Source organism: Paenibacillus sp. VT-400, assembly GCF_001029205.1.
GTDB classification, from domain to species: Bacteria; Bacillota; Bacilli; order Paenibacillales; family Paenibacillaceae; genus Paenibacillus; species Paenibacillus amylolyticus.
The window spans coordinates 1-22,258 of record NZ_LELF01000057.1; the positions used below are offsets into that span (position 1 = coordinate 1).

At 44.4% G+C, this 22,258-nt stretch carries 25 protein-coding genes and 1 rRNA gene; 9 read left to right on the forward strand and 17 right to left on the reverse strand.

The features are described from left to right. The 5 genes from EL84_RS06640 to EL84_RS06660 form a co-directional block, all read right to left on the reverse strand. Positions 1-290: ribosomal RNA gene (locus EL84_RS06640) — 16S ribosomal RNA — on the reverse strand; the annotation flags it as partial. Between the two features lie 615 nt (positions 291-905). Next, positions 906-1,871 carry an arginase gene (gene rocF, locus EL84_RS06645; RefSeq protein ID WP_082218893.1) on the reverse strand — a complete coding sequence of 322 codons (966 nt, stop codon included), beginning with the start codon at positions 1,869-1,871 and terminating at the stop codon, positions 906-908. Beyond that, positions 1,861-3,081, reverse strand: a complete 1,221-nt coding sequence (locus EL84_RS06650) for an ornithine--oxo-acid transaminase (protein WP_047841157.1) — start codon at positions 3,079-3,081, stop codon at positions 1,861-1,863. The genes rocF and EL84_RS06650 overlap by 11 nt, the downstream gene beginning before the upstream one ends. Positions 3,082-3,222: 141 nt before the next feature. Then, a complete protein-coding gene (locus EL84_RS06655; protein WP_047841158.1) occupies positions 3,223-3,879 on the reverse strand; it encodes an amino acid ABC transporter permease in 657 nt (218 codons plus the stop codon). Between the two features lie 23 nt (positions 3,880-3,902). After that, a complete protein-coding gene (locus tag EL84_RS06660) occupies positions 3,903-4,724 on the reverse strand; it encodes a transporter substrate-binding domain-containing protein (RefSeq protein WP_082218895.1) in 822 nt (273 codons plus the stop codon). Between the two features lie 322 nt (positions 4,725-5,046). Between EL84_RS06660 and EL84_RS06665 the strand changes: the two genes are divergently transcribed. Next, on the forward strand, positions 5,047-5,691 hold the full coding sequence (locus tag EL84_RS06665) for a GntR family transcriptional regulator (RefSeq protein ID WP_036671927.1): 645 nt from the start codon (positions 5,047-5,049) through the stop codon (positions 5,689-5,691). 58 nt (positions 5,692-5,749) lie between these two features. Here EL84_RS06665 and EL84_RS06670 read toward each other — a convergent pair whose 3' ends face one another. Further along, positions 5,750-6,484 carry a class I SAM-dependent methyltransferase gene (locus EL84_RS06670; protein ID WP_047841159.1) on the reverse strand — a complete coding sequence of 245 codons (735 nt, stop codon included), beginning with the start codon at positions 6,482-6,484 and terminating at the stop codon, positions 5,750-5,752. 164 nt (positions 6,485-6,648) lie between these two features. On the opposite strand from EL84_RS06670, the gene EL84_RS06675 reads away from it, so the two are divergent. Next, complete coding sequence (locus tag EL84_RS06675) at positions 6,649-6,996, forward strand: hypothetical protein (RefSeq protein WP_047841160.1); 348 nt, start codon at positions 6,649-6,651, stop codon at positions 6,994-6,996. A 246-nt stretch (positions 6,997-7,242) separates the two neighbouring features. Here EL84_RS06675 and EL84_RS06680 read toward each other — a convergent pair whose 3' ends face one another. The 4 genes from EL84_RS06680 to EL84_RS06695 form a co-directional block, all read right to left on the reverse strand. After that, on the reverse strand, positions 7,243-7,470 hold the full coding sequence (locus tag EL84_RS06680; RefSeq protein ID WP_017691121.1) for a cold-shock protein: 228 nt from the start codon (positions 7,468-7,470) through the stop codon (positions 7,243-7,245). Between the two features lie 187 nt (positions 7,471-7,657). Further along, complete coding sequence (locus EL84_RS06685) at positions 7,658-7,858, reverse strand: cold-shock protein (RefSeq protein ID WP_024633772.1); 201 nt, start codon at positions 7,856-7,858, stop codon at positions 7,658-7,660. A 395-nt stretch (positions 7,859-8,253) separates the two neighbouring features. Next, positions 8,254-8,490, reverse strand: coding sequence for a DUF6953 family protein (locus tag EL84_RS06690; protein WP_036607962.1), 237 nt, complete (start codon positions 8,488-8,490; stop codon positions 8,254-8,256). Between the two features lie 141 nt (positions 8,491-8,631). Further along, entirely contained in the window at positions 8,632-9,420 is a 789-nt protein-coding gene (locus EL84_RS06695; RefSeq protein ID WP_047841161.1) for a CPBP family intramembrane glutamic endopeptidase, read from the reverse strand. Positions 9,421-9,724: 304 nt separating this feature from the next. On the opposite strand from EL84_RS06695, the gene EL84_RS06700 reads away from it, so the two are divergent. Next, positions 9,725-10,396, forward strand: a complete 672-nt coding sequence (locus tag EL84_RS06700) for a phosphatase PAP2 family protein (protein WP_047841162.1) — start codon at positions 9,725-9,727, stop codon at positions 10,394-10,396. A gap of 134 nt (positions 10,397-10,530) precedes the next feature. Here the strand turns inward: EL84_RS06700 and EL84_RS06705 are convergent, their stop codons facing one another. Then, positions 10,531-11,310, reverse strand: a complete 780-nt coding sequence (locus tag EL84_RS06705; protein WP_047841163.1) for a helix-turn-helix transcriptional regulator — start codon at positions 11,308-11,310, stop codon at positions 10,531-10,533. A 113-nt stretch (positions 11,311-11,423) separates the two neighbouring features. On the opposite strand from EL84_RS06705, the gene pyk reads away from it, so the two are divergent. Further along, a complete protein-coding gene (pyk, locus tag EL84_RS06710) occupies positions 11,424-12,839 on the forward strand; it encodes a pyruvate kinase (RefSeq protein ID WP_036607968.1) in 1,416 nt (471 codons plus the stop codon). A 142-nt stretch (positions 12,840-12,981) separates the two neighbouring features. Here the strand turns inward: pyk and EL84_RS06715 are convergent, their stop codons facing one another. Next, positions 12,982-14,511 carry a PAS domain-containing protein gene (locus EL84_RS06715; protein ID WP_047841164.1) on the reverse strand — a complete coding sequence of 510 codons (1,530 nt, stop codon included), beginning with the start codon at positions 14,509-14,511 and terminating at the stop codon, positions 12,982-12,984. A 177-nt stretch (positions 14,512-14,688) separates the two neighbouring features. Beyond that, complete coding sequence (locus tag EL84_RS06720) at positions 14,689-15,138, reverse strand: SRPBCC family protein (protein WP_017691129.1); 450 nt, start codon at positions 15,136-15,138, stop codon at positions 14,689-14,691. 258 nt (positions 15,139-15,396) lie between these two features. Between EL84_RS06720 and EL84_RS06725 the strand changes: the two genes are divergently transcribed. Both EL84_RS06725 and EL84_RS06730 read left to right on the forward strand, forming a co-directional pair. After that, complete coding sequence (locus EL84_RS06725; RefSeq protein WP_047841165.1) at positions 15,397-16,134, forward strand: WecB/TagA/CpsF family glycosyltransferase; 738 nt, start codon at positions 15,397-15,399, stop codon at positions 16,132-16,134. Positions 16,135-16,162: 28 nt separating this feature from the next. Further along, a complete protein-coding gene (locus EL84_RS06730) occupies positions 16,163-17,002 on the forward strand; it encodes a helix-turn-helix transcriptional regulator (RefSeq protein WP_047841166.1) in 840 nt (279 codons plus the stop codon). A gap of 16 nt (positions 17,003-17,018) precedes the next feature. Here the strand turns inward: EL84_RS06730 and EL84_RS06735 are convergent, their stop codons facing one another. Next, positions 17,019-17,552, reverse strand: a complete 534-nt coding sequence (locus EL84_RS06735; protein ID WP_036671934.1) for an MOSC domain-containing protein — start codon at positions 17,550-17,552, stop codon at positions 17,019-17,021. A 266-nt stretch (positions 17,553-17,818) separates the two neighbouring features. Between EL84_RS06735 and EL84_RS06740 the strand changes: the two genes are divergently transcribed. The 3 genes from EL84_RS06740 (at position 17,819) to EL84_RS06750 (ending at position 19,712) form a co-directional block, all read left to right on the forward strand. Beyond that, positions 17,819-18,175 (forward strand): DUF1304 domain-containing protein, encoded by a 357-nt coding sequence (locus tag EL84_RS06740; RefSeq protein ID WP_036608019.1) that lies wholly within the window; start codon positions 17,819-17,821, stop codon positions 18,173-18,175. A 76-nt stretch (positions 18,176-18,251) separates the two neighbouring features. Further along, positions 18,252-19,091 carry a DUF4261 domain-containing protein gene (locus EL84_RS06745; protein WP_082218897.1) on the forward strand — a complete coding sequence of 280 codons (840 nt, stop codon included), beginning with the start codon at positions 18,252-18,254 and terminating at the stop codon, positions 19,089-19,091. A gap of 261 nt (positions 19,092-19,352) precedes the next feature. Further along, complete coding sequence (locus EL84_RS06750) at positions 19,353-19,712, forward strand: hypothetical protein (RefSeq protein ID WP_036607981.1); 360 nt, start codon at positions 19,353-19,355, stop codon at positions 19,710-19,712. 148 nt (positions 19,713-19,860) lie between these two features. On the opposite strand, the gene EL84_RS06755 is transcribed toward EL84_RS06750, so the two are convergent. From EL84_RS06755 to EL84_RS06765, 3 genes are all read right to left on the reverse strand, one after another. Next, positions 19,861-20,370 carry a GNAT family N-acetyltransferase gene (locus EL84_RS06755; RefSeq protein WP_051449808.1) on the reverse strand — a complete coding sequence of 170 codons (510 nt, stop codon included), beginning with the start codon at positions 20,368-20,370 and terminating at the stop codon, positions 19,861-19,863. Next, a complete protein-coding gene (locus EL84_RS06760) occupies positions 20,367-20,894 on the reverse strand; it encodes a hypothetical protein (protein ID WP_047841168.1) in 528 nt (175 codons plus the stop codon). The genes EL84_RS06755 and EL84_RS06760 overlap by 4 nt, the downstream gene beginning before the upstream one ends. Positions 20,895-21,224: 330 nt before the next feature. Beyond that, a complete protein-coding gene (locus tag EL84_RS06765; protein ID WP_036607987.1) occupies positions 21,225-22,232 on the reverse strand; it encodes a LacI family DNA-binding transcriptional regulator in 1,008 nt (335 codons plus the stop codon). Between the last annotated feature and the right edge of the window lie 26 nt (positions 22,233-22,258).

Consider the following 22,258-nt stretch of genomic DNA (forward strand, 5'->3'; position numbering starts at 1 on the left):
GTCGCCTTGGTGAGCCGTTACCTCACCAACTAGCTAATGCGCCGCAGGCCCATCCCCAAGTGACAGATTGCTCCGTCTTTCCAGTTTCCTTCAGGCGAAGAAAACAATTATTCGGTATTAGCTACCGTTTCCGGTAGTTGTCCCAAACTTGAGGGCAGGTTGCCTACGTGTTACTCACCCGTCCGCCGCTAACTATCAGAGAAGCAAGCTTTTCTGATAGTCCGCTCGACTTGCATGTATTAGGCATGCCGCCAGCGTTCGTCCTGAGCCAGGATCAAACTCTCCAATAAAGTATTGAAAAGAGCGATAAGCTCATTTTGAATCTGACGAGATTAAAAATCTCATTTGTGCTCCAGTCGATTCAAGCCAAGGCTTGTTTCAAACTTTCGCGTTCATTCTGCAAGCAGAATGTTTACTCACTCGTTGTTCAGTTTTCAAAGATCAAACTTGTTTCGTTACTAAATGTTGTTCTCTTCAGCAACTCTTATATAATATCATGTCCGAACCAACTTTGCAAGCTCTTTTTTCAAGTTTCTTTCGAAGCTTATTTCATTCGCTTGCCGCACCGTGTATCTCGTGTTTTCTTGGCCGGAATTAGAATATATCATGTACAGATTTCAATTGCAAGTTTTTTTTCAATAATGATAATCAACTCACATCATCAGCACAATATGTAATCTGACGCTCCTGTACAGACAAATAACTCGCAGCATCCTTATTACGGTGCTTCTAATATACATGTCCATTAAACATAACCAGGGAAGCCACTTCCACTGCGATTGCAGTGAACAATTGATTGTGACTAGCCCTAGTTTTCGGAGATCTCAGTTTTCTTTCCTTCTATAATAGATAAGAAAGTATATTCCTTGGGTACAGCTTACACATTCCGTTTCACTTCTCAGTGCTTACAATATGCGCTTACCAAGTAAGGAAGCGATCAGTTCCACACCAAGCCTTGCCGTATGTCTATTATGATCAAACAACGGATTCACCTCAACCAGTTCCATCGACGTAACTTGATTTGTGGAAGCAAGTATCTCCAATGCATAATGTGCCTCTCGGTAATTCAGACCACCAGGTACTGGGGTGCCCACACCCGGAGCTTCCCGCGGATCCAGACAATCCATGTCGAAGCTGACATGAATACCATCTGTCCCTTTTCCCGCTGTAGCTATTGCTTCCTCAATAACTTGCTTTATTCCCATCCGGTCAATATCATGCATCGTAAATGCTCGGATTCCCAGCCCCTTAATCTGCTCTTTCTCATACTCATCCAGATCACGCAGACCAATATAGACCAAGTTGGACGGATCAATAAACGCGCCTGCTCCAGTAATGTGCGACAGATTGAATGCAGTATGCCCCAAGGATGCAGCCACACTCATCCCATGCATATTACCGGACAAGCTACGTTCTTCCGTATTCAAGTCTGCATGCGCATCAAACCAGATCACACCCAAATTCGAATAGTGCGCTGTTAGACCGGCAAAAGTACCAATCGCTACACTATGATCTCCCCCAAGCACAAGTGGGAAAGCCCCCTCCTCTACTGCACCTGATACTTCACTACACACCTTCTCACTGACCTGACGTACCTCATTTAAGTGTTTTACACGATTTCGTTCAATAGGGGCAGCCGGTTCAGAAGGACAATCTACCCGCACTTCTTTGGAAAGCACTAGCCCAAGACTCGCAATCTCCCGCTTCAGTCCAGCTGTAATCAATTCATCAGGCCCCAACTCTGCTCCACCTCTTGCTCCACCGAGTCCAAAAGGAACCTTAATGATAGCAATATTACGTTGCACAGATGTTTGACTTGTATCAATAGAAGTATCTTTTATTCCACCATGTACATCATCATCATTTTTCATGTAGGTCAGCTCCCTCATTGGTGATCAATACCTGCTCAATTCTCTCCAGTGCCCAGTCAATCTCGGACTCTTTAATCGTCAGTGGTGGAGCAAATCGAATGGTTTTCTCATGTGTTTCTTTACACAGCAGTCCAGTAGACATCAAACGCTCACAATAAGGGCGGGCTGGTTCATGCAGTTCAACACCAATAAATAAACCTTTCCCCCGAATATCCCGTATGGCTGAACTGCGAATATCTCGAAGTCTTTTCATAAAATAGTTCCCTAGACGCTCCGATCGCTCGGCAAGCTTCTCATCTTCAAGAACTTTCAGAGCTGCTATAGCTACGGCGCAGGCGAGTGGGTTACCCCCAAACGTAGAACCATGAGACCCCGGCTCAAACAAGTCAAGTATCTCCGCATCAGCAGCAATAGCCGAGATCGGCATGACTCCTCCCCCCAGCGCTTTGCCCATAATCCAAATGTCCGGTTCAACCCCTTCCCAGTCGGAGGCAAAACGGCGACCTGTTCTTCCAAATCCGGTCTGGATCTCATCAGATACAGTCAACACCTGCTGGCTCTCACACAGAGCAAAAGCTTCTGCCAAATATCCATCAGGCGGGATAACGATTCCTGCTTCGCCCTGAATAGGCTCTACAAGAAAACCAGCCGTATTTGGTGTAATGGCCTGCTTCAGCGCTTCAATATCTCCATAGGGAATAATCCGGAATCCTGGTGTGAACGGCCCAAAATCTTTTTTATACTCCGCTGAAGAAGAAAAGGACGTAACCGTCAGAGTTCTTCCATGAAAGTTACCAGAGCATACGATAATCTCGGCTTGATTTTCCGGTACACCTTTGCAACGATAAGCCCATCTACGTACCGCCTTCACCGCAGTCTCCACCGCTTCCGCTCCTGTATTCATGGCGAGAATCTTCGATTTCCCCGTGAATTGTGAGAGTTTCTGATAAAAAAGAGAAGCGGAGCTGCTGTGGAATGCCCGTGATGTCAGCGTAACCTGATCTGCCTGATCCTTGAGCGCCTGTATGATCACAGGATGTCTATGACCATGATTCAATGCAGAGTATGCACTTAGCATATCCATATAACGGCGGCCTTCAGGGTCTTCCACCCATACCCCTTCCGCCTGTTCAATAACAATAGGGAGCGGATGATAATTAGGTGCAGCATAACGCTCCGACCAATCAATTAACATTTTGGAATCTGACATACACACCCAACACCTTTCCAAAATATTGTATACAAAATACAATAACAATGTATGCGATACCATCGCCATTTACGACTACATCTCTCTTTTTCCACTCCAGCCTAATCCAAGCCTTTCTCGAATCCAATCCTTTATCCATAGTTAGCGAGAAGTAGAAAGTCTACGTTCCAACCAAGAGAGTAAATTAGCCAGTGTAAATGTGATTATAAAATAGAGGCCGGCGGCAACAAGCAACGGAGCAAGCGGCTGGAACGTAACACCCTGAATCGTTCTGGCCGTGTATATAATCTCGGCTATGCCGATCATGGAGACAAGCGAAGAATCTTTAATGATAATAATGAATTCATTACCGATGGCTGGAAGCATGTTACGAAAAGCCTGCGGCAGTATAATATAACGAAGTGTCATACCACTTGTCATACCAAGGGAGCGCGAAGCTTCGGTCTGTCCTTTATCAATCGCTTGAATCCCGGCCCTGAACACCTCTGCCATATAGGCCGAGCTATTCATCGTCAGAGCTACCACCCCCGACATAAATGCCGGTAAGTTCACACCTACAACCGTCAGACCATAATGAATAATAAGAATCTGTACGAGCATTGGCGTTCCTCGAATGAGTTCAATATACGCCGATGCCACAAATTTAATTGGCCATATTCGGGATATTCGCATTAGCGCCATGATTACACCCAGCAACGTACCAAACAATACACCGAAGAAGGAAAGTTCAAGCGTGACCCACGCACTTCGTGCATAATCCTGCCAATGTTCTAATAGAAAGGAAAAATCTAAATTCACGGCATATCCCTCACTCGTCCGGTTTATTCGCCGAGCATCTCATTTGCTTCAACGACGAACCGTTCAATATCTCCGTTCGTTTTGAGCTTTTCCAATGTAGTGTTGATCTGATCCAGCAGCTTCTGATTACCTTTCTTCACCGCGATGGCCGAACCACCCTCGTCTTCAGCCTGTTCAATCTTCACACCTGCAACAACAAGCCCCTCTTGGTTCTTCACATACTGTTCAGCCACCGGCTTCTCCAGGATGAGTGCGTCTACACGCCCCGTCTGCAACTCCAGAATCAGTTCAGGTATTTTGGCCAGAGAAGTGAGCTTTGCTCCCTCTATTTCCCGAGCAATCCCTTCCTGAATGGAACTCTTTTGTACACCAACCTGTTTACCTGATAGATCATCCATGGACTTTAATGCCGCACCTTCCCCATCTCTAACAAGTACAGCCTGCTCTGCATAATAGTAGATATCCGTAAAATCAACATTCTTCTTTCGTTCTTCGGTAGGGGTTAAGCCTGATATCACAAAATCAACCTTATCTGTACCAAGGGCCATAAGAAGGCCATCAAAGTCCATGTCCTCAATCTTCAGCTCGGCTCCCAGATCAGCCGCAATTGCTTTGGCAATCTCGATGTCAAAACCTACAATGGTATCTTTACCATCAATTTTCTTATGAAATTCATAGGGTGCATAGTCCGCACTGGTTCCAAGTACAATGACTTCCTTTTCCGCAGAGCTACTGCCCGAAGACGAAGTAGCGTCTGATCCGGATCCTGTCGTTTTTCCCTGCCCACATGCGGACATGAATACAACCACTAACAACAGCATCATTGGCAAAAGCACTTTTTTCACACATCATACCCCTATTCTTTTTTTGAATGAGTAACAGAATTATTTGTATACAATATACATAAGACAATATATGGACTTATATGTAAGTAATACTAACAAATAATTTGGTTTATCACAATCATTATTTAAACATTTATACGCTTTAATTCCATAAAATGTGCTATATATAACATGGCATTTACATCGGCTGAAACATGAAGTTTGCTTGCCCAACTTCCCCCTCGGTGTTAAGATGATAAAAACTTGAAACTCCTGAACGGCGCGTACAGTACGGCCTCACACCCATCTATTTATTCACTATACATAGAAAGGAGGATTCGGTATGGAGGTACCCAAATACCGGTCCTTGAAAGATCACGTATACGATTACATTGCCCAGAAGATTCAAGACGGGACGTTACTTCCCAACCAGAAGATCAACGAGGCCGAAATATGCAAAAAGCTGGACATCAGTCGCACGCCTACTCGGGAGGCGCTTTTCCAGCTGGCTTCAGACAATCTGCTGCAATACATCCCACGCAGGGGATTTATTGTCACTCCTTTTGATGCAGGCAAAAAACTAGAGTTCTCCCAAGCGATCGGTGTGCTGGAGGCGCTCGCTGCCACACTTGCAGCAGACCATCTCAGACCATCTGAACTTTTGGAGATGGAAACCCTGGTTGTTCGAATGGACGAAGATATCAGCCAGCTTGATCTTGCTGCCTACAACAAAAACCAATATCAGTTCCATAATCTATACATCCAGCGATGTGGTAATGCAACAGTCATTGAGATGTTAAACACATTGAAGAACAGTTTCATCCGGCAATCTTATGTTAGTGATAATAAACCAAAGCTATCTGAGGTACTGCTCGAAGTTAATGAAGAGCACCGGCAAATTTTAAGTGCTTTTCGAGCCAAAGATAAGAACCAACTGGAAGCCCTGCTCAAACACCACTGGCGGATTATCGACAACGATATGCTGTAGTACGTGCTGTCAGAACAAACCAAGGGCAACCCACACGATTGTGTGAGTTGTCTTTTTCCTATTTTTCGTTTTTGACCTCCAACGGTGCCCTAGCCGCAAAAACAGCATATCCCAACTTTTTGCCGTATTTCGCGAGCAAACGATCATTGGTTTGACTCATTCGCTGCATACGTTCATCCTCAAACCAATTCATATCGATCTCGCGATGTGGATCATGATCAACGCCCCATTTTCCCATGGATCGTGAATGTTCTTTAACCTCCACCTTGGTGAAACCACACTGCTTGAGGCGTTTTCTCCATGCTGTGGCCGTTACCAGAGTTCGTATACCATAAAATTGCTTTAACCTGCGACACATCAATTCGGTCTTCTGGCCTGATAGAACCATCTCCCGATCCACTAAAAGTCCACCAGGTTTCAACACTCTTCTATACTCAGCAAGTGCACTCCGCCATGGGGTGAAGATCGTAACCGACTCCACGAATACCATATCAAAATGATTTTCCGGGAAAGGCAACGATGCTACATCAGCCTGAACAAATCGAACATCCACCCGTTCTCGTCTTGCTCGCCGAACGGCCTTATCCAGCATCTGGCGATTAAGATCAATGGCCGTTACTTGATAACCCCTTTTAGCCAGGTAACACGCAGTCCTCCCAGTGCCACATCCTATCTCAAGGATATGACTATCCACAGGCAGAGATAAACTCTCCAGCAACTTCAGCGTTGCCAAAAACCCTCCGGGATGGGCACCCCCCTCCCCTAAACGAGCCAGCATGTCATGATAATCCACGCGACATCCCCTCCTCACTCCTCCCAGTGTATGGAATTAACTCAAAAACGGCTCCTCCCTATTCGATTTTCCGGGTACTCGTCCATACCAATTGCTCTTCTTTTTACTATGATATACAAACCGTTGAATTCAAGCGGCAACCGCATCTAATGAGGAGGATTTGCATGTACAGAATTAATCGGGTATGTGAAGAAACGGTTTCTCCGCACGTTGGACGTTCCGTTTGTCTCGTTATGAACGACGGTAAGCATATGTATGGTACGCTTAGTCAATGTCGTGATGGCAAAATTTATTTGAACGGGTGTTTCGAGGGACCACGGCTGTGTTCAGTCAAATCCAAACAACAGCTGGTAAAAAGCAGCAAGAAAAACACTGTTGCAACAAAAAAAGTTAAATCTTCGGCCTACGGTCGATATGGTTACGGAGGATACGGTGGGGGTTACGGCTATGGAGCAGGAATCGATCTGGCTCTGGTAGCAACATTGTTTCTGCTGCCGTTCCTGTTCATCTAAATTCCAATCTGATCGTTGTAAAAATTGTAGTCATAACAAAGACCCTTTTGCTTATAGCGAAAAGGGTCTTTATCTTTTTCATATGATTCACATCAATTACACTATATTTTTCTGTTAAAAAATGATACAAAAAAAGGCATTCGCCAAAACGAATGCCGGGAACTTCATATTTAATACCCTTACCTTCGCACAGGGTGTCTATTTGATCTTAAAAAAAAACACCTCGTTAGAGGCGGGTAAGCTATGTTAAATCCGATTTCCTTTAGGCATCGTTTTCAGATTACTATTCGAATTCTCAAGCAATGGTAGCATCCTAGTCGTGCTGACCATCTCAGAAGCACATATCGGACAAGTAGGTACGTTATCAAACGCAAAATTGTCCCGCATCCATCCTTTGCACGTATCACTCGTACATTCCCAGATTGCCGCATCAGCTTGTGGAATCTCTTCCAACGGTTTTTTGCGATTATACATGACTTCTACCCCCTTTGTTATGGAAAAACATCTAACCGACGTTATTTCACAGAAGCCTACACTTAGCGGAAGTTTCACGTCCCACCGGACTCCTGCCTCGACAACTAATGGGCCGACTTTATATAACTGATCAAAAAAAAGAAGCTGCCTTTACCATTATAACATGTTAAAGGCAGCTATGCTTTAATTACAGTTTTACAACTTCTTCTGCTTGAGGACCACGGTTTCCTTGTACAATTTTAAATTGCACGCGTTGACCTTCGTCCAGCGTTTTGAAGCCTTCGCCTGTAATAGCGCTGAAGTGTACGAATACATCTTCTCCGCCTTCAACTTCGATGAAACCGAAGCCTTTATCAGCGTTGAACCATTTTACTGTTCCGTTTTGCATGTGAATTACACCTCCAAATAAAGATTAACATGTTCCTTTGTTCTTTGCAGCAAGCAAATAAAAATTCACACATTGAAAAAGGTACCAGTCATAAACCTATAAGTGATCGCCCTTTACAATATATGAATTAGGTTTTCCACTCTCTACAACTTGTTTTTATTATAACTCCATTTCAGCCAAAAAGCAAATCTTTGTATTTTCTTTTCAAACAGCTTTGGAAATACATGTTATTAACACGCGTGGGGCCAGGGTTTATCACGCTTATGTGCCTGGTCGCTTGCGTACGGTCTTATGAAAGGATATGCAGATCTAATCCATCTTATACATTTTTTATATAATATTCTGACATGCATATCCAACACAACCAATGAATCATCTTACTCCAGTATAACACACTATGTCCATGCCCACATAAATGCATCCCGATCCCAGGCGATCTGCCCACGATGAAGCTTTCGGAAAGCCTTCTTCACTTCCTTGGACAATGATGTATTGCCGTTCTCGTTCACAAAAACAAACTCTTCACCAAAATGGGTCTTCACATATTCTATGGCAGCTTCCTGATGAAGTGTTCCTGTGAATTTAATCTCCTGTACCATCCATTCTGCTACACCTTGTGCTGTCTTCTCCACTATATCACCTACTGTCTAAACCTAATGTACGGATAGGCAGACCTCGTATCATGAACATATCTGTCTTCCCGCCAGACTGAAGTATACCATGATCCAACTGCTGACGGGAAACTGTATGATAACTACTTTCAAGCAATACCCTTAATGGACAACCGTATTCACTTGATCACTCCCTTTGGATGGAATAGACGAATTTGTTCGAATGCTCCACACTAACCATGCACAGTAAGCAATCAGTATTGCCAGTATAAACAGATCGTAAGGAAGTGTACCTGTGTCCTCCAGATCATTCCCTAGAAATTGAATCAGATTATGTATGAAATGAAACAATATAAGCGGTACAATATTTCCGTTCTTCAGCATCAATAACGCAAGTACAGCTCCCAAGAGCAGCGCATAGATCAATTGTATGATCGTATCCGTCATATCCTGACCAGACAATGCGTTCAACAGATGTGTAATCGAAAACAAGATGCTGGAGGTCACAACTGCGGCCACTGCACTTTTTTGAAGCAATGTTTTGAAAATAAGCCCCCGATAGATCGTTTCCTCAACAAAAGCTACGAGCAAGGTAAAAAAGATGAAAAAGGCTACTCGTGACAAGCTCAGCTCCCCAAATCCTTTCAGGGCAAGTGTACCCAGTACAAGGAGTAGTGGAATATAATACTTTGCATGGCCAGCTGGGATACTTCGCAAAGATCGGAAGCCAGTCTCTCTCCACTTGCGCCTTAACGTCAGATAGATCATCAGAACAATGGCGATGGGTGTAAAGGAAATGAGTACAGGGGAAGTGTAGTCGAGTTGTTTTATCGTTGCAATGGCCCCTGCTGCAAATACGGCTAACAGGAGAAGCAGCTCAATAATCACAACGGTGAGTACAGGTTTCCGCTCGGAAAAGGAATGTTTTGGCTTGGCTTGCGGATTAATCATACATTTGCCTACCTCGTTTCATTTATGTTTTCCGTTGTCATAAGAACTTATATGCCAATATAGTTGTATCACATTATCCGTATATTGAATATTCCTATTATGGATAAAACTATAAAAGTAACAAAAAAGAGACTTATCCTGACTTCTTTTCCCCTAAAATCAGGTATGGCTTATACCTTTATCTGTCCATTATAGTATTACAAGAGTTCAAAGTTGCAGGGGTGTGGCGACTCTTCAGCGTCTTATATCTATGAAGTACCCATAACGATAGACTCACAATGCATAATGAAATCAGGGGGATACTATGAAAGCATTCTTTCAGCGCTGGGGGCATTTACTGGCTATTCTGTGCATACCGCTCCAAGGCTCCATTTACGTATTTCTAGGCAGCAACACCGGAAGTGATGTCTTCTACAATTATGCTTGGATTGACACACAGATTCCTTTTCTCAAAGAATTTATTTATCCGTACATTAGCTGGATGCCCATTCTTTATCTTGGATTTCTCTATTTGGGTCTGACGAACAAGTCGCTATTCTGGCGTACGTTGATTACCTATAATGTTGGTGTCATGGCTGCCAATGTCTGTTTTGCGGTGTTCCCTACCCATGTCCCGCGCCCGGAGATCGGCGGAACTGACTTGAGCAGCGTGTTAGTACAGTTCATCTATACAAATGATGCGCCCTTCAACTGTTTCCCAAGTGTTCACGTTCTGACCAGCTATTTGCTGTTTATTGTGATTAACAGACACTTGAACTTTAAGCCTTTGGCTCGGATTTCTTGGTCGGTATGGCTGTGGTTGATTATTGCTTCAACGGTGTTTGTAAAACAGCATTCCTTGCTGGACATCGCTGGAGGCATTTTGTTTGCTGAGGCCGCGTATTGGACTGTACATGTCTTTGCTCTTCGTCTTGGGCAGGCACGAAAAAAAGGCAAGCAGCCACTCACAGCTTCTAACCCAACCAGTCATGTATAACGACATTTATTGATGTAACAGGTGGGATGATGATCCTGCTATACAGCAAAAGAGGGCATAGGCCCTCTTTTTTTATACTCATTTAATTAAACCTACTTATATAGAAGAACTTTATTTGGGTTGGACTACGCGTTTCATGCTATAGGTGGCCGTTCATGAAGAAGGTCAGACGGTGGACTTCCGGTTATACGTTTGAATATGCGGTAAAAATAAGACAGATCCCGGTAGCCGAGAAATTCGGCAATTTCCTGGATGGAGAGTTGTGACTCGGTGAGCAGATATATGGCTCGTTTCATCCGTTGATCATGGACATATTGACTGATGGTCTGATTTGTCATGCTTTTGAATAATGCGGCAGCATAATTGGGAGTTTTATTGATCTCGTCCCCGAGTTCTTCCTTCGTCACTTTCTCCCGATAATGCCGCTCAATATATCGCTTCATCCGTTCAACATGATTATGCCTCTCCGGCGGGATAACTCCACGATCAAGCTCCCTGTTCATATAAATCAACACTTCCATCAATAAGGCTTGGCTCATCATGACATAATAAGACGGACGCTCCTGCCATTGTTGATAAATAGCGCTCATGCGTTGATGGATCAGTTCGTAACATCCAGGTTTATGCCGTAGAGCCTCATACCGTTCCAGTGCAGGCAAAGTTTCCATATGGTCGCGTTGCAGTTGAATTACAATCTGTGTGTGCGTTACTGTAGGAATACTCTTGCCGTAATATGGGGTACCACCTGGAATGAGGAGCAATTCACCCTTTTCCATGATCTGTTTATCACCGTTCACCCAATATACACATTTTCCATAAGTAACCAAGCTAAGCCGCCAAGTTTCTTGAGATTGCACAGCTTCTTCGTACCAACCGACACCATTAATATGTCGTACTTCAAGTGGAGTGACCATAACACACCTCATTATCGGACTATACTCTAATCATTGTACTATAGTTCATACCCTGATTCGACAGAAAACGCTACAATACACATATAAGCTTAAATATGAGGAGGAAATTTAGCATGTTAAAAACAAAAATTATTTGTACCATGGGACCTGCTTGTGACTCAATCGAATTGTTAAAAGTAATGATTCAGGAAGGTATGACCGTTGCCCGTCTGAACATGGCTCATGGCGAACTGGAAGATCACGTTACACGGATTAACAATATCCGCAAAGCAGCTTCCGAACTGAACACCTATATACCGATCATGATGGACATCAAAGGGCCGGAAGTACGTATTGGTAAACTGAAAGAAGCATCCTGCCATCTGCAAGCGGGTAAAGAGCTGATCCTGACTACCGAAGAAATTCTTGGTGACGCTGAGCGTATCTCGGTAAACTATCCAGAACTGAACCTCGTTGTGAAACCTGGCGATCGTATCCTCATCGATGATGGCCTTGTAGATCTGACTGTACTGTCTGTGGAAGGATCCGATATCCATTGTAAAATCATCAGTGGCGGCATTCTGAAACCACGCAAAGGGGTTAACTTGCCAGGAATCAAAACGACATTGCCAGGTGTAACCGAGCGTGACGTTATGCACATCGGATTTGGGATCGAAAACGATATCGAAATTATCGCAGCATCCTTTGTTCGTAAAGGCGATGACATCCGTGAAATCCGCAGCATTCTGAAAGAACGCGGTGTAGACCACGTACAGATCATCTCCAAAATCGAAAACCAGGAAGGTATGACGAACCTGGACGATATTATTGAAGCATCTGACGGTATCATGGTAGCTCGTGGAGATCTCGGGGTTGAAGTTCCGATCGAAGACGTACCAATGATGCAAAAAGAAATGATCGATAAATGTAACCGCGCTGGTAAACCAGTTATCGTAGCTACACACATGCTGGAGTCCATGCAAGTGAACCCACGCCCTACTCGTTCCGAAGTTAGTGACGTGGCAAACGCTGTACTTCAAGGTGCTGACGTTGTGATGTTGTCCGGTGAATCAGCTGCTGGTAAATATCCGGTACAATCCGTGCGCACAATGGCTGCTGTTGCTCGCCGTGCTGAAACGATGATTGATTACAAAGAGCAATTCGCACAAAAATCGGCTCAACAGATCGCTGATATTACTGAAGTTATCAGTCAGGGCGCTGTAAGTTCTTCCCTCGTACTGAATGCAAAAGCAATCATCACTTCAACTGAGAGTGGATTCACAGCGCGCATGATCTCCAAGTATCGTCCAAAAGCGCCAATCATCGCAGTTACACAACATGAAGAAGTATTGGCGAAAATCTGCCTGCTCTCCGGTGTCATTCCGGTTATGGGCGACAAAGTAACGACAACGGATGAAATGTTCGAGTCTGCTACACGTAACGCAATCAAAACTGGTTATATCGAAAAAGGTGATATCATCGTATTGTCCGCTGGTGTTCCAATCGGTCAATCCGGTAATACAAACCTGATCAAAGTTCAACAAGTTTAATTCAATAGCTGAAACTGAAGCTATACATCTTAGATATATATAGAAATACAAAAAATCCACCGAGAGCAGAAATGCATTCCGGTGGATTTTTTGTTGATGATGTGTGCGAATGATCGTGATGTTACAACAAACGGCTTCGAGATTATAGATTCCGTGAGTAATCAACCAGATCCTGTGACATGGTGTTAATCTCATCCATTGAAGCATTTACCTGCTGTGTCAGGGCAGCCTGATTTTGCGTTAACGTGGACATATTACCGATATGTTCAAGAATCTGATCAATCAATGTTTTCATCGTCTGCATACTATCTTCGATATTTACTGTGGCCTCTGAACTGTGATCAGCCAATTTCCGAACTTCACCTGCAACGACGCCAAACCCCAGTCCCAGCTCTCCCGCTCGTGCAGCTTCAATGGCTGCATTCAACCCCAGCAGATTGGTCTGACTGGCAATCTCTCGAATAAACACGGTGATATTCTTCGTATCATCTGCACTGCTTTTCACTTGAATGGCTGCATCGGCAGATAATTCCTGCGCAGTCACCAGATCCTGTGCCTGATCGGTAATCGAGTTGATTCCACGTACCATCTCGCCAATGGACTCCGACAATTGTTTTGTTTTCAGATTCATGGCTTCCACGATCTGTTCCTTATTCTTCTCATGGGTAACATCTCGAATAGTTCCAGCTACACGGAGCGGTACTCCATCCTGATCCCTAATGGTCTCCCCACCCGCGTGATACCAACGGTACTCCCCATCTTTGCGCTGCAGACGATAATCCAGATCGTACGGTGTACGACCACTGTAATCGTTCATATGTCTGGCAAATTCGTTGATCGTCCGATCATGGTCTTCCGGATGAAGCCGGCTGCTCCAGCTGCTGAACACATTCGGGAAATCCTGCTCGTCTTTAAACCCTAACTCTTTACGGAACTGGGGTGACCACCAAAATTCATTATTCGGGTTAACCACATCTCCGGCTACAACGGTCATATCCCATGGGGCCTCGACCAAGGCACGGTTAACAAGATCATATCGGGTGACGAGTGCTTCCAGCTCATCGGACTTGCTCTTCTCCTCATGAATATCAAACATGATGCCCAGGAGTTTGACTGGAACGCCAGCCTGATTTCGGATGACTTGTCCAAGGCATCGGAACCAGCGAATTTCTCCACTTTTTGTAATCATACGGCTGATGACGTTATAGGCAGTTGTTGCTCTTGTGTCATTCACATGTTTCATAATCTCCTGCACCAGTTGGGGTCTGTCATCCGGATATATCGATTTGGCCCAGCTTGCAAATGAATCGGGATAATCCTTGGCATTATGGAACCCTAACATTTGGCGGAATTCATTCGAAAATGATACGATATTATTGTTATCCAGTGGATCACCAGCAACAATTTCAGATTCCCATAATCCCACATTCATCGCCTGATTCAGCATTCTAAGCCGCATTTCCACGGCTTCGTTTTGTGATTTCATTATATGTACTGCTTTTTTGATATTACTAGCTATTTCATCAGTATCCTGAAACTCAATGCCATCTTCGATCCATGCGTCATAGTCGCCTTTTTCTGCATTTGCTACCAGTTTACGACTATACTCCAATAATTTCTGATGAGTATCTGTACGAAGGTGTTTGGTCGATTCAGTACGTTTACGAAACATGCTCATTTCTCCTCTTAGCTCATATGATATATATTTCGACATTATCAGACATTAAATGTAGAGCAATAGTCTTAATTTTGCATAAAAATAAGAACCAGCGCTGAATCAGCACTGGTTCTTATTTTAAATGCCTTTATTTTTTTTGATAATAAATCTTAAATGACTGCCTCTTACCAGCTACCAGCCAAAATTCAATGTTTTCCCCGTCTCCACCCAAGTTTTGATGCTGCTTAGAATCATCCACCAGCTGCTCTGTGCATTCGCAATGGAAGGATGGTTATCTGTAAATTGATCATTGATCAGTGTCAGCTTCGTACACTCACCTACAGTTTCCAACTGGAAGACCACTCTGGATTGAAGCTCGGCATGATTCGCATGGTACGACGGTCCGGGATGCTCCTGATAACTAAGTCTGGACAACGGTTCAAATTCCAATATATCTCCATACACATGGACAGTCTCCGCACCATCATTGCCCGGCCCTACATAAGCAAACGGCTGGCCTGGTTGGAAATTGGTGCGAAGTTCGCTGCCGAAAAAGCTGTTCCGTGTGCCGTCTGGTGATATTAGAGCATTCCACACCTCTTCCAGTCCTGCGTTGATATAGAATTCATATTTCAGTTCCATAGACTCACTCCCTTTATGTATTGGATAAGCGATCTGCCAACCTCGCACTCCTATCCTATCGTTATACCCCAAAGGCCGTATTGTAAAAACGCGACAACAGGTAAAATATAAGCTCTTTAATTCTCCCGGAATGTTTATACCACGATCCAAAAGGTTGCGCCCATATAGTGCTTTCCCAGAAGATCAGATATACTAAACTGGAATGAAATAACAGGAGTTGTTCAAGGTGATGAGACAGAATCAGAAAGGAAATGAGATATGAGCCAATCAACGAATATTATGGGCATCCCTTTTCCCAATGTCACGATGGGCCAAACCGTTGCAATCCTTGATAAAGTCGTAGATCAGGAGAGCAATGAACTGTTCCATGTCATCACAGGTAATCCCGAGATTGTTATGTCCTGTCAAAAGAATGCCTCTCTTCGGAAAGTCGTCGATCAAGCCGGGTTGGTCACAGCTGACGGTGCTGGCATTGTGATGGTATCCCGTTTTCGGGGCGGTCAATTGACTGAACGGGTAACCGGTTGTGATCTGCTGTTTCGTTTATTGGAGGAAGGCAATCAAAAACACTGGTCATTCTACATGCTGGGAGCAGAAGAAAGTGTCAGTGAAGAGGCCGTGAAAGTTATTGCGCAACGTTATCCGGGAGTTGTTGTAAAAGGTAGACACCATGGTTACTTCCAGGCAGATGAGGAACAACAGATTGTGGAAGAGATTTGTACTGCTCAACCAGACTTTCTTATCGTGGCTCTTGGCGCCCCCCATGCGGAACACTGGATTAACAAGTATCGCCACCAGTTGAACGCTCGTGTAGCCATAGGTGTTGGAGGCAGTCTCGATATCGTGGCTGGCAAAACCAAACGTGCCCCTGCGATATGGCAGAAGCTTAACCTGGAATGGCTCTATCGCCTCCTCAGTCAACCTTCGAGATGGCGAAGGCAACTCATTTTACCCCGTTTTGCTGTGCGGGCATTGTTGTTCAGAGAACCTAAATAATGTGAGATGAGCAGGAGGAATGATTCGGATGAAACAGGTAGAACAAGGAGACAGACCAAGTATGGGCCTGTTGAATCTGAATGAAGGTGACCATAAATATCAACTGACACGCCATGCTCCTTCCGAAGCACTTCGGCCTTTTGTTAAACATTACTGGATCGTATCGTGGGATCTGACTGGACTTGAACCGTATCCCCAACATGTCGTGCCTAATCCTTGTGTCAATCTGATTGTGGAACGGAACAATACGTTTTTCTTCGGACCATCGGGACGTAAATTCTCCTATCTTGTGAGCGGGAAAGGTCGTGTATTTGGTGTGAAGTTCAACCCAGGAGGGTTTTATCCCTTCCTTCGGGTTCCTGTTTCTTCATTGTACGGACAACCGATGAATGTATCCAATATTCTTGACGTCACAGCGGAGTCCTTGGAAGACCGGCTTCTTGGGGCGGGGGATGATGCGGATAAAACCAGCTACATCGACCAGCTATTGTGTGCACACCTTCCTGCTGAAGATGCTCAAGCGAAAATGGTTCATGATATTGTGCAACAGATCGAACAGAACCGAGAGATGCTGAGAGTGGATGATCTGTCTTCTTATTGGAATATGCATACCCGAAAGCTTCAACGCCTGTTCAATCAGTATGTGGGCATCGGACCCAAAACCGTAATCAAGTTGTATCGTCTGCAAAATGCTGCAGAATGGATGGACCGCGGTCTTCACTGTGACCTGATTAAGCTATCTCAGGATCTTGGATATCATGATCAATCCCATTTCATCCGAGATTTCAAGTCCATTATTGGCAGTACACCAGAGGAGTACTTACACTCTAGACATCCGCATGGTGAGCGCCGAGGGCTGATCAATTAGAAACCTGTCCTGAAAATCAGGACAGGCGAATGACTTCTATGGTATCCCCCGTGTGAATTACACCTTCCCGTTCAACCGAGCATACAATCCCACGTTTTTTGCGAGCCGCAGGCACGAATTTTTTGCGCAAACCGTCCTGTTCATAGAATTGTTCAATCATTTTTCCCGGATGTACACAGGGAAGGTTCTCCCCTTCACATATTAACCCTGTCCCGTTTGGAAATAGGAGCCGCGTTCCAGCAGGTAGTTCCGTCAATCGATCAATGCCACGGACCAGTATATTGGCACCAAGCCACTCTGGACGCACTTCAGGAATGTTCATTTTCTCAGCAATAAGAGCACATTCTTCCTCGGAAACAATACTGATCTGGCGGCGATTCGCAATCGGTGTACCGCGCTTGTAGATTTTCTGACGTGAGTCCGCCGGACGAAGCAGACCATAATGACGGTCACCCGGAATTCCTGCAAGCTCAATATCGATAAAAGGTACAACTCGGGTCACAAATGTGGATGGATCATCAGCCAACATGACGAATTGAACTGTTCCCATAGTAATCTCCTCCCTTTCCTGAGCAATATCACTTCTTTATTGTTCATTATTACCCAATGAATGGATTGTCGACAATCGGCGTATGCTTAGCTTTGTAACCATTTTTTAATTTCAACATCATAACTCAACTGGAAAACGATAAATAATTTAAATAATACGCAATTAAATTGTTACAAATTAAATTTACTCTTTCCGTTCTTGTTGCAAACATTTATACTAGGATGGACAAGTAAATAAATTACATATCAGAAAGCAAGGTGTTTCCTTTGATTAGTATCATTTTTGTAGCTCTTGTAGCTGTCGAACACTTCTATATCATGGTGATGGAGATGTTTATGTGGACTCGTCCACGCACAATGAAAACCTTTAATCTCACGCCGGAATTCGCCAAATCCACCAAATCTCTCGCGGCCAATCAAGGTCTTTACAATGGATTTCTTGCGGCAGGTCTGATCTGGGGACTCGTATATCCGGATGCTGCCGTTGGACAGCATATTCAGATTTTCTTCCTGGCGTGTGTGATTATCGCGGCTCTTTATGGAGGAGCAACTTCTTCACGGTCGATCATTATCAAACAAGGTTTGCCTGCGATCATTGCATTGTTGCTCGTTCTGTTCCTGTAATTTCTGTCGAATGGTGCATTGCTTCGATTCATGTTAACTCCTTTATGGTAAGGTAGTGAATAGATAGCAGTGTACAATGACCAGAATCGTTCTGGAATTGGAAGGAGAACATGTCATGGGATTGTTTGACAAGCTTCGGCGGCGCAAAAAGGAGAAGGTACCTGCAGGTGGTGCTGTCGAATCGACGAATTACAGTGAAACCATCGTGGGTTTTGTCCTGCTGGAGCGTGACGATTGTGATTTTGACCTCTTCATCAGGAACATGAAGAACGAATGGGATATCGAGATTGAAGAACGCCCAGAGGAGGGCAATCTCTTTTTCGAAGTGAATGGGATGCAGGTGGTATGTGCTCACATTGCTGCGCCTGTACCCGACCGTGAAGTTGAGGAGAATGCTAAGCTAAACATCCTTTGGCGAGAAGCGGAACAAGTTACCTCACGGCACCAGTCTCAGATTATTGTCTCTGTTCTGAACGCAACAGATGCAATTGAAGGACATGTTCTGTTCACTCAAACAGCGAGTGCTTTGTTACAGTTGGATCACGCGCTTGCCATATACATGGCCCCACTTGTTGTTGAAGCCAGTCAGTATGTTGAAACCAGCCGTGGGATCAAACATGATGAGTTGCCCGTCTCGCTCTGGATTTTCATCGGATTATTCCAAAATGCCGAAGGCGCTTCAGCTTACACTTACGGACTACGTAACTTTGGTAAAGAAGAGATGGAGATTATGCAATCGTCTGAATCCTTAAGCGATGTATTTGAGATGATGTTCATGACCACAACGTATGTGGTTGAGAACGACGTCACACTGCATGATGGGGAAACACTTGGTTTCTCGGCAGAACAAAAGCTTAGCATTTCCCTTTCCAAAGGTGTAGCAACGGAAGGTAACAGTTTGAAGATTGGCTTCTAATTTAAGTAGTTATCTTAACTTTATCGTGTCACAGTTGTAGAAGCCGTCTGGAGTTCAACCTCTGGGCGGCTTTTAGCTATTCAACCTTCCTCCCAATGACGATAAGATAACAATCCCTGAATTTAACTTCCCTAGGAATAAGTAGTCCATAAGAACCACTATATTGTGAATTCAGTTTTCATTCTCGTTATAAAAAGGTATAATTAATAGGCTTATAGTCTCATATATTACATATTATTTTATTATCGAGGAGTTGCCTACATGTCTGTTAGACGTTTGGATTCAACTAAACCTATTATTGAAATTATCTGGGAAGGTATTGTTTCTCCTGAACATGTCGAACAAACGAATACAGAAATCCAGAGAATAGCGGAACAATTGGGGAATTCGTTTGATGTGCTAGTAGATATGCGGAACATGAAGGCTTTCCCTCAGGACACCAAAGAAAAAATTGTGGAACACCAGAAACTACTGACACAGTGGGGGATGAAGCGAGCTAGTGTAGCCGTAGGTGGTGCGATCGCCAAAATGCAATTGAATCGGATCTCCAAAGAGTCCGCGCACCAGACTGAATTCCAATGGGAAACGTATGACGAGGCTTTGGCATTTTTGTTGAAATAATATTGAAGTGCTACGGACTTAGTATAATAAGAGAGATACCGATGCTGTACATGGCACACAGAAAGAGGCGTTCCCATGAGGAAACGCCTCTTCTTTTGCAGTTCCACGTGGTTTACTCAGTTTTGCCAGTGATCCGAACGCTCATCATTTAAGATTCAAGTTTACTTACACGTACCATCGTTACTGATGTACCATTTAGGGACTCCTCCACAAATCCTAACCGCTTATATAAGCGAATCGCTTGGTTATCCGGGTCAACACTGAGCGAGACTGCTGCAATTCCCCGCCGTTCAACCTCATCTAATGCGGTCTGAAGCAGTAAGGTACCTACTCCTTTTCCACGTGCATCTTCCGTTACAGCCATCCCCATCTCTGGCGTAGCTGCATTCACATAACCGTATCCCGCATTCTGATCCGTATAGAATCTTAATGTTATTGAACCTAGTCTCTTGCCCTGCTGGTCAACTGCAACATACCCGAAATCCCCTTCTCTTCCCCAGTCTTCAACGTATTTGGACAGTCCGGGAGTATGAATACTTTCGATTGGAAAAGGTTCATCACCTTCTCTTCTATGCAGGGATGCGTATAACATCTCCCACAGAAAGGGGATATCCTGTTCTTCAATAGGGCGTACATAATAGTTGGTTATGATGGTCATGTTTGCTCCTCCTTCAGCTTTTCAAAAAGGCGGTCCATCTCATTCAGATTAAACTCATTGGTAATCTCGTAGTCCTGAAATTTGTCTCTTGTTTTTGCCTCGCTGTAGATTGAGATGGACTTTTCATTATAAAACGTCAGTCCAAATCCATCGGTAAAGCGACCTTCTTTATTAATGGTAAGTCGCCACTCATAGTAATGCGGATTCCTTTCGGAAATGTCGAGTTCCCCTACTCTTTTAAGATCAACATCCTTTAATAGCTTCAGCATATCTCTAATCTTATTGGGATCTGTAATCGTCACTTCATCATCTTCATTATACGGTTCATTGTCGGAGATTTTCCTAATCGTCAGTCGATCCAATGTATCCAGCATCGTCATATGATCTGTGACCTCTGCTCGAAACGTCGTGTGTTTGCTGGGGATATACTTAGTATATTGACCAGAGGTATACATACGCACTGCAATAGCTAAAAAAACAATAATCATGACGATACCCATAATCATCTTGATTTGTCTACTCATCCCAATCCCCTCTCTAGATCTACATAAAACATATAAATTGGTAATTATTGATATATCCCAGTATAACATCTCACTCCTTCTGTTCCAATGTCATTTCTTATCTCTGGTCCCTCAATTACGATGACGTTTTTGGGCTACACTAAAATTGAAGATTTAAACAAACAAGCCGCGTTCTCCCATAGGGTGAGCGCGGCTTGTTTGTTTACTTTGTTATATTGTTTTATTAGCTATTCAGAACGTGGTAAGACAATAACCCTTATCCCGAGCATGAATATACACACGTAGACTTGGCCTCACGTCTGTTCAGCGTACACCGAAAACTATTTGTTTTCAGCTCAATACACGACCTGCTGATTCTCGGATAACCAGCTCAGGCTTCAGCACAATCTTCTGTGGCTCTTTTTGTTCATCCTTTAACTCTTCAATCAACAGATCTACAGCGCGATGTCCCAGTTCTTCAATTGGCTGGGCAACGGTCGTAAGCGGTGGACTGGTTACCGAAGCCAGAATGGTATTATCAAACCCGATAATCGACACATCCTCTGGCACGCGTAGGCCCAGCTCTTTGGCTGCCTGAAGTGCACCGATGGCCTGAATGTCATTACAACAGAACAAACCTGTCGGGTGATCCTTCTCACCGAGCAGCAATAGCGCCTCTTTTTTGGCCGAGCTCAGGTCAGCTGCCGATTCTCGGATCTGATTCGGTTCCAGCGTATGACCTGCCTTAATCAGGGTTTCACGGAATCCACGTACACGTTCCTGACTGCTGCTGACTTTGGACGGTTCCGACAGAACCGCTACACGGGTGTGCCCAAGTTCAAGCAGATGCTCCGCTGCGAGTGCTCCGCCAAGTATGTCGTCAATGGTGACTGTATGAACCGACAGGGATGGCATATGACGGGCAATCAAAGCGACAGGGATAGACTGCTGCAAGAGGGGTGACAAAATTTCTGCATTATCGATCCCGGTTCCGATCATCATGCCATCGACCCTTTTTTGCTGAAGCAGATTCAGGTAACGCTCTACCCGCTCGTCCTTATTATCCGTACTGCAGATGACCACGCTGTAACCCAATTGACGGCTTCGATCCTCCACGGCTCTTGCGAGTTCTGCGAAATACGGGTTTGAGATGTCCGGTACGAGCAGCCCCAATGTATACGTCTGCTTCCCTGTAAGTGCAGCTGCGATCGCACTGGGTTGATAGTGAAGGCGTTCCATGATCTCCATAATCTCGGCACGCCGCTTTTCACTGATCTTGCCTTTGCCATTAATAACCTGCGAGACGGTTGCAATGGATACACCCGCCTCGCGTGCTATATCGTATATGGTTGCTTTCATTGTTTTTCCCCATTTGTGCTATATAT